Origin of the sequence: Sediminibacterium sp., from assembly GCF_051861365.1 — a bacterium.
GTDB lineage: Bacteria > Bacteroidota > Bacteroidia > Chitinophagales > Chitinophagaceae > Sediminibacterium.
On record NZ_JBHYCW010000001.1, the window covers coordinates 138713 to 145780 of the forward strand.

A 7068-nucleotide genomic window follows, 5' to 3' on the forward strand; every position below is an offset into this window, starting at 1 on the left:
CCGATTTCTGATTAACATCTTATATCCAATATCCATGACTCCCCAAAAGTACACATACCGTGTTGTGCTCTTGCTTTGTTGTCTATATACCTCTTCAATGGTAAAAGGGCAAGGCACTTGTTCAAGCAGTGCTTTAGCACCGGTTTTTTCACAGACATTCGGACAAGGTGCTAATTCTTCTTCCAAAACCACCGTACCCTCAGGTTTCACTACCAATTATTCATTCCAAAGCAGTGGTGCATTGGATGATGGCAGGTATATCGTAACACCACGTGTTCAGAACTCCGGTCGAAACGATTGGGCTGTTGGTTCAGACCATACCGGCAATTCGAATGGTAATATGTTTCTCGTGAATGCCGGAACAGGCGGCTCTGTTTTTTTTACACAACAGGTCGATAATCTTTGTCCGGGTTCTACTTATAATTTTTCTGCATGGCTTGCCAATGTTAATACTACCAGTCATACCCTACCTATTTGTGGCAGCGGTTATGTATATCCGAATGTTACATTCAATATCAAGAATACATCAGGCACTATATTGGCTACATATAGTACAGGAAATCTTCCGCTTACTGCCAATCGAACTGTAGCTCCTAATTGGCAGCAATATGGTTTTAGCTTTGCTCTTCCTTCAGGTACCACTTCATTGATATTGGAAATGGTAGATGCCTACGGTGGTCAGCCTCAGTGTGGAAATGATCTTGCGATTGACGATATTCTTTTTACTGCCTGTACGCCCACTGCTACCATTTCATTTAGCAACGGAACCACTGTTTGTGCAGGAACCAGCACAACCATCAATGCTGCTATTGTCAACAACCCTTTCACATCTCCTGCCTACCAATGGCAGAAAAGTACCGATGGCGGTACCACTTGGTCAAATATCGGCACAGCAGGTACTTCCAGCAGTTATACCATTAACAGTGTTACCAGTACCGATGGTGCTGCTTATCGCGTAATTGTTGGTCCGGATGTGGCCAGTTTATCTTCCAGCACTTGTATTACAGCATCAGCTGCGGTGTCACTTACTGTTGCATCGGTTAAACTGAATGAAGATGTCATTGAATGTAACAATGGTATTACCAGTTATTCAGCATCTGATGCTTATTATAAAGTTACTTATAGTAATACCAATGCTGGTAATAGCTATCTCTGGTCAGTATCTAGTTCAGGTTCATGGAGTTTTCAGGGTTCACACAGCCCCTCTTCACAATATCCCCGTTTTCAATTCAACAGTTCTGCTGCATATACTGTAAGCGTTCAGTTTACCACCAATGGTGTAAGTTGTAGTGATACACAGGTTGTATTTAAAAATGCAGTGGCACTTGCCAGTATTCTCAATTCAAAAGACACTTCTATTTGTTACAACACAAATTCTGTACCACTGTCGGGCAGTATTTCATACGTTACCAATAACTATACTTGGAGTACATCGGGAACCGGCACCTTTTCAAATGCCAATTCATTGAACCCAACTTATACACCCAGTCTTGCAGACAAACAAAGTGGTTTGGTAAAACTCTATTTCACAGGAACATCTACTTATAATGCCACCGGTAATTGCGGAAGCAATACGAGTAAGGATTCTATGATCCTAAGAATTTATCCGAATAATACCGGCACCAATACAAGTACAGCTATATGTTCCAATCAACTATTGACGCATACGCCGTCTTCTACACAACCGGGTAGTACTTTTTTATGGACTTCTGCTTTTACGAGTGGCTCAGGTAGTGGCAATACAGCCAGTGGTTCAGGGAATATCAGCAATTTGTTAGTGAATGCATCCTCTACTACTGCAGCTGTAGTAACCTACACCATCACTCCATATTATGCAGGTTGTGCGGGAGCGCCCTACACGCTTACAGTTACTGTAAATCCTAATCCAACGCTTACCATTACCAATACAACAACAGAAATATGTTCCGGTGTTGCTACCAATATTCAGTTAAGCAGTTCTTTAGCCGGTTCTTTATTTTCTTGGACATCTTCCATTGTTTCAGGTACTGCAAGTGGTCATTCATCAAATGCTACTGCTTCATCTGTGAATACCATCACTGACATTATCACGAATACATCTACCTCTAATGCAATTGTTCGATACCGGATCACAACCGTTTCTGCGAATGGTTGTATCGGCATTGATTCAACTGATATTACTATCAAACCAAATCCAACAATTGCTGCTGCCGGTACTGATCTGCAATTATGTAACCTTTCATCAACGCAGCTTAGTGCCAATACTCCTATTGTTGGTAACGGAACCTGGACAATGGCTTCCGGTCCTTCCACCGTAACATTCAGTAACGCTTCACTTGCTACTAGTACTGTCAGCGGATTGGTTCCGGGAACTTATGTATTTGTTTGGAGCATCGCAAATAGCCCCTGCGCTGTTTCAAGAGATAGTGTGAATGTGATCATCAGTCCGGAAACAGTGGCGGGTACACTGTCCAGCAATATGAATGTTTGTTTTGGTAGTAATTCGGGTACACTTTCACTCACAGGTTATACCGGCAATATTATTCGTTGGGAATTTTCAACTAATGGCGGTACCAACTGGACATCGATTGCCAACACAAGTAATACGCATTCATTTAATAATCTTACAGTATCAACTATTTTCAGAGCTGTTGTTCAAAGTGGCAGTTGCAACAGTCAGTTTTCAAATACAGTAACAATTACTGTTGATCCTTTAACTGTTCCAGGAACATTAAGCGGAACTACAACAGTTTGTTCTGGCAGTAATTCAGGCGTTCTCACACTTAGTGGATATACCGGAAATATTATTCGTTGGGAAGCTTCTACAGATGGTGGTCTCACTTGGCCTACAAGCTATGCTGTAAATACCAATACTTATACTTTCAGTAATCTTACTCAAACAACCACATTTAGAGCAGTTGTGCAAAGTGGAAGCTGTTCTATTGAATATAGTAATGCGATTACTATAACTGTTTCACCACTTACTGTTCCCGGCACATTGGGTAATAATGCCACGGTTTGTGCTACCGCAAACAATGGCTCATTAACATTGAATGGTTATAATGGTACTATTCTGAACTGGGAGTTTTCAGTGAATAATGGTAGTAGCTGGTCTGTTATCTCCAATACCACTAATACACAGAGCTATACAAATCTTACTACTACCACCCAATACAGAGTTAATGTACAAAGCGGTGTTTGCCCACCCCAGTATTCCAATACAGCTACTGTTACAGTAGTTCCTCCTGTTGAAACACCCAATGCCGGAAATGATTTTGGTGTATGTAATGTAGCTGCAACTACTCTAAATGCAACAGCTCCCGGTTCCGGAAGCGGAAGTTGGTTACTGATCAGTGGTCCGTCAGCTATAAGTTTTACCAATGCGGCCGATGCTCATACCACTGTCAATGGTTTGGTTGCAGGTACTTATCAGTTTGAGTGGACCATCAGTAATGGTGTTTGTACAAATTTGAAAGATACTGTTATTGTTACTGTTTATCCTGCAACGGTTCCGGGCACTTTATCTGCCAGTAATACTGTTTGTGCAACAGCTAATAGTGGTACACTATCTCTCGCCGGTTTTACTGGTAATATTCTCCATTGGGAAGCTTCTACTGATAATGGAACTTCTTGGACCAATATTGCTAGCACTACCAATACACTCAACTTTACCAATCTTTCTTCCACTACGCAGTACAGAGTATCTGTACAAAGTGGTGTTTGTGCTCCACAGTATTCCAATATCATTACTGTTACTGTACTACCTGCTGTAACTACTGCCAATGCAGGTACTGATACACATGTTTGTTTCACTACTGCCACCATTCTTGCTGCCAATACGCCTACAAATGGTACCGGTACTTGGTCGGTTCTTTCGGGTGCTCCTTCTGCTGTTAGCTTTACCAATGCGAATAATCCTAATTCAACTGTGAATGGATTAGTGGTAGGTACTTATCAGTTTGTATGGACCATTTCGAATGGTACTTGTACTGATTCAAAAGATACCGTTGCTATTACTGTTGATCCACAAACTGTTCCCGGCACTTTATCTGCCAGCACTACTGTTTGTGCAACAGCTAATAGTGGTACACTATCTCTCGCCGGTTTTACAGGTAATATTCTCCATTGGGAAGCTTCTACGGATAATGGTACTTCTTGGACCAATATTGCTAACACTACCAATACAATCAACTTTACCAATCTTTCTTCCACTACTCAATACAGAGTATCTGTACAAAGTGGTGTTTGTGCTCCACAATATTCCAATATCATTACTGTTACTGTACTACCTGCTGTAACTACTGCTAATGCAGGTACTGATACACATGTTTGTTTCACTACTGCCACTATCCTTGCTGCCAATACGCCTACTAATGGTACCGGTACTTGGTCGGTTCTTCCGGGTGCTCCTTCTGCTGTTAGCTTTACCAATGCGAATAATCCTAATTCAACTGTGAATGGATTAGTGGTAGGTACTTATCAATTCGTATGGACCATTTCGAATGGTACTTGTACAGATTCAAAAGATACCGTTGCCATTACTGTTGATCCACAAACAGTTCCCGGTACTTTATCTGCCAGTACTACTGTTTGTGCAACAGCTAATAGTGGCACCCTATCTCTCGCCGGTTTTACAGGTAATATTCTCCATTGGGAAGCTTCTACTGATAATGGAACTTCTTGGACCAATATTCCTAACACTACCAATACAATCAACTTTACCAATCTTTCTTCCACTACGCAGTACAGAGTGTCTGTACAAAGTGGTGTTTGTGCTCCGCAGTATTCCAATATCATTACTGTTACTGTACTACCTGCTGTAACTACTGCCAATGCAGGTACTGATCAGTCAATTTGTAATGTTACCGGTATCACCCTGAATGGCAATAATCCTACGTCAGGAGCAGGTACATGGTCTGTTCTTTCAGGAGCACCTTCAATTGTTACTTTTACCAATGCAGCTAGTCACAATACCACTGTAACAGGTATGGTTGCCGGTACTTATCAATTTGTATGGACGATTTCTAATGGTACCTGTACCGATTCAAAAGATACCGTTCAAGTAGTAATTCATCCTCCTTCTGTACCTGGTAATATCACTGCTGAAGCCACTGTTTGTGCAATTGCTAATAATGGAACACTTACTTTGATAGGTAATACAGGTAATGTTATCAGATGGGAATCTTCTACTAATTATGGTGCTTCCTGGACTACACTGAGTAACACTACCAATACACTGGATTATAATAACCTCAGTTCAACGACTACATTCAGAGCTGCTGTTCAGAACCAAAATTGTCCGGCATTATATACCAATCTCAACACCATTACAGTTCTACAACCTGTAACACCTGCGAATGCAGGACCTGATACTACATTCATCAATGGTGTATCGAGCTATACACTCAATGGTAATATACCAAGTTCAGGAACAGGTGTATGGTCAGTGGTACCGGGTGCTACCTCACCACTTAATTTTTCAGGAATCACCAATCCGAAAGCAACCATTACAGGTCTTGATTATGTTCATGGTACGCCACCAACAGACGGAAAATATTTACTGGTATGGACAATCTCAAATGGTTATTGTCCTGTTTCGAGAGATACCATGCAGATTACAGTGCAACCACCAACAAATCCGGGTATCATCGGACCCGATGCAGTGGTTTGTACGGGTAATAACAGTGGTACTTTACAGCTCACCGACTATCTCGGAAACATTCTTCAGTGGGAGCTCTCTGTTACTAATGGTGCTACATGGACTGTGATTTCTTCTACGATAGGTACCAATCAAGATACTTACACGTATAATAATCTTACGCAGACAACTTTATTCAGAGCGCTGGTAAAAAATGGTGTGGGTGCTGAATTGTATTCAGGTATTGCAGCCACTGTTACAGTGCTTGAATTGGTAACTCCAGCCAATGCTGGTCCAGATCAGTTCCTGTGTAATACAACATCTACAACACTCGCAGGCAATAGCCCTACTTCGGGAATGGGAACATGGTCTGCTCTTCCCGGTAACCCTACTGCTGTATCTTTTTCGAACGCAGCAGACCCTAATAGTGTTGTGAGTGGTTTAAGTTTCGGTACCTATCATTTTGTATGGACGATCTCAAATGGTATTTGTTCAGATTCTCAGGATACGGTAGCCATTACTATACAACAACCAACTGTAGCTGGTACTATCAGTGCAGATAATACTGTTTGTATTACAAGCAATAATGGAACCTTACAGCTTACCGGTTTCTTTGGAAGTATCGTACAAACCGAATATTCTACGGATAATGGTATCACATGGGTAAGTGTTACAAATACTGCCAATCAAAGTACAATCAGCTATACCAATCTTACACAAACAACACAGTACCGCAGCCAAATAAAAAATGGTGTTTGTCCTGCATTGGTAACGAATATTGTTACGGTTACCGTATTACCGGAAGTTACTCCTGCCAATGCAGGTGTAGATCAGGTAATATGTAATTCAACAGCTGCAACATTGAATGCTAATAATCCTACTTCAGGAACAGGCATATGGACAGTTCTTCCCGGAGCACCCTCTATTGTAAGTTTTACCAATGCTGCTGACCCGGCAACAACCGTTAATGGGCTTACCTATGGTACTTATCGTTTTGTATGGACGATCTCGAATACACTTTGTGCCAGTTCTTCCGATATTGTTGAAATACGTATTGTACCACCAACTATCGCAGGTAACCTTGTAGCTTCTGCAACTGTATGTGCCACTAACAATACTGATATACTCACTTTATCAGGTAATAACGGTAGCATCATCCGTTGGGAATATTCAACCAATAATGGTGGATCATGGAATAATATTTCCAATACTACCAACACTCATACTTACAACAATCTCAATACCACCACTACTTACAGAGCGCTGAATCAAAATGAAATTTGTCCCGCATTGTATTCCAATGATGTTACCATCACTGTAATTCCACCTGTTACTCCGGCCAACGCAGGTACTGATCAAGTACTGTGTAATGTAAATTCGATAACACTCAATGGTAATACACCTACATCAGGTACGGGTACATGGACACTGGCTGCCGGTGCTCCTTCAAC

1 protein-coding gene is annotated in these 7068 nt (G+C 41.4%); it reads left to right on the top strand.

Annotated features, from left to right (window positions below; genetic code table 11):
* Positions 1-97 precede the first annotated feature (97 nt).
* Positions 98-7068: beta strand repeat-containing protein (locus tag ACTIEV_RS00580; RefSeq protein ID WP_439515879.1), on the top strand; the 6971-nt coding region annotated here is incomplete at its 3' end.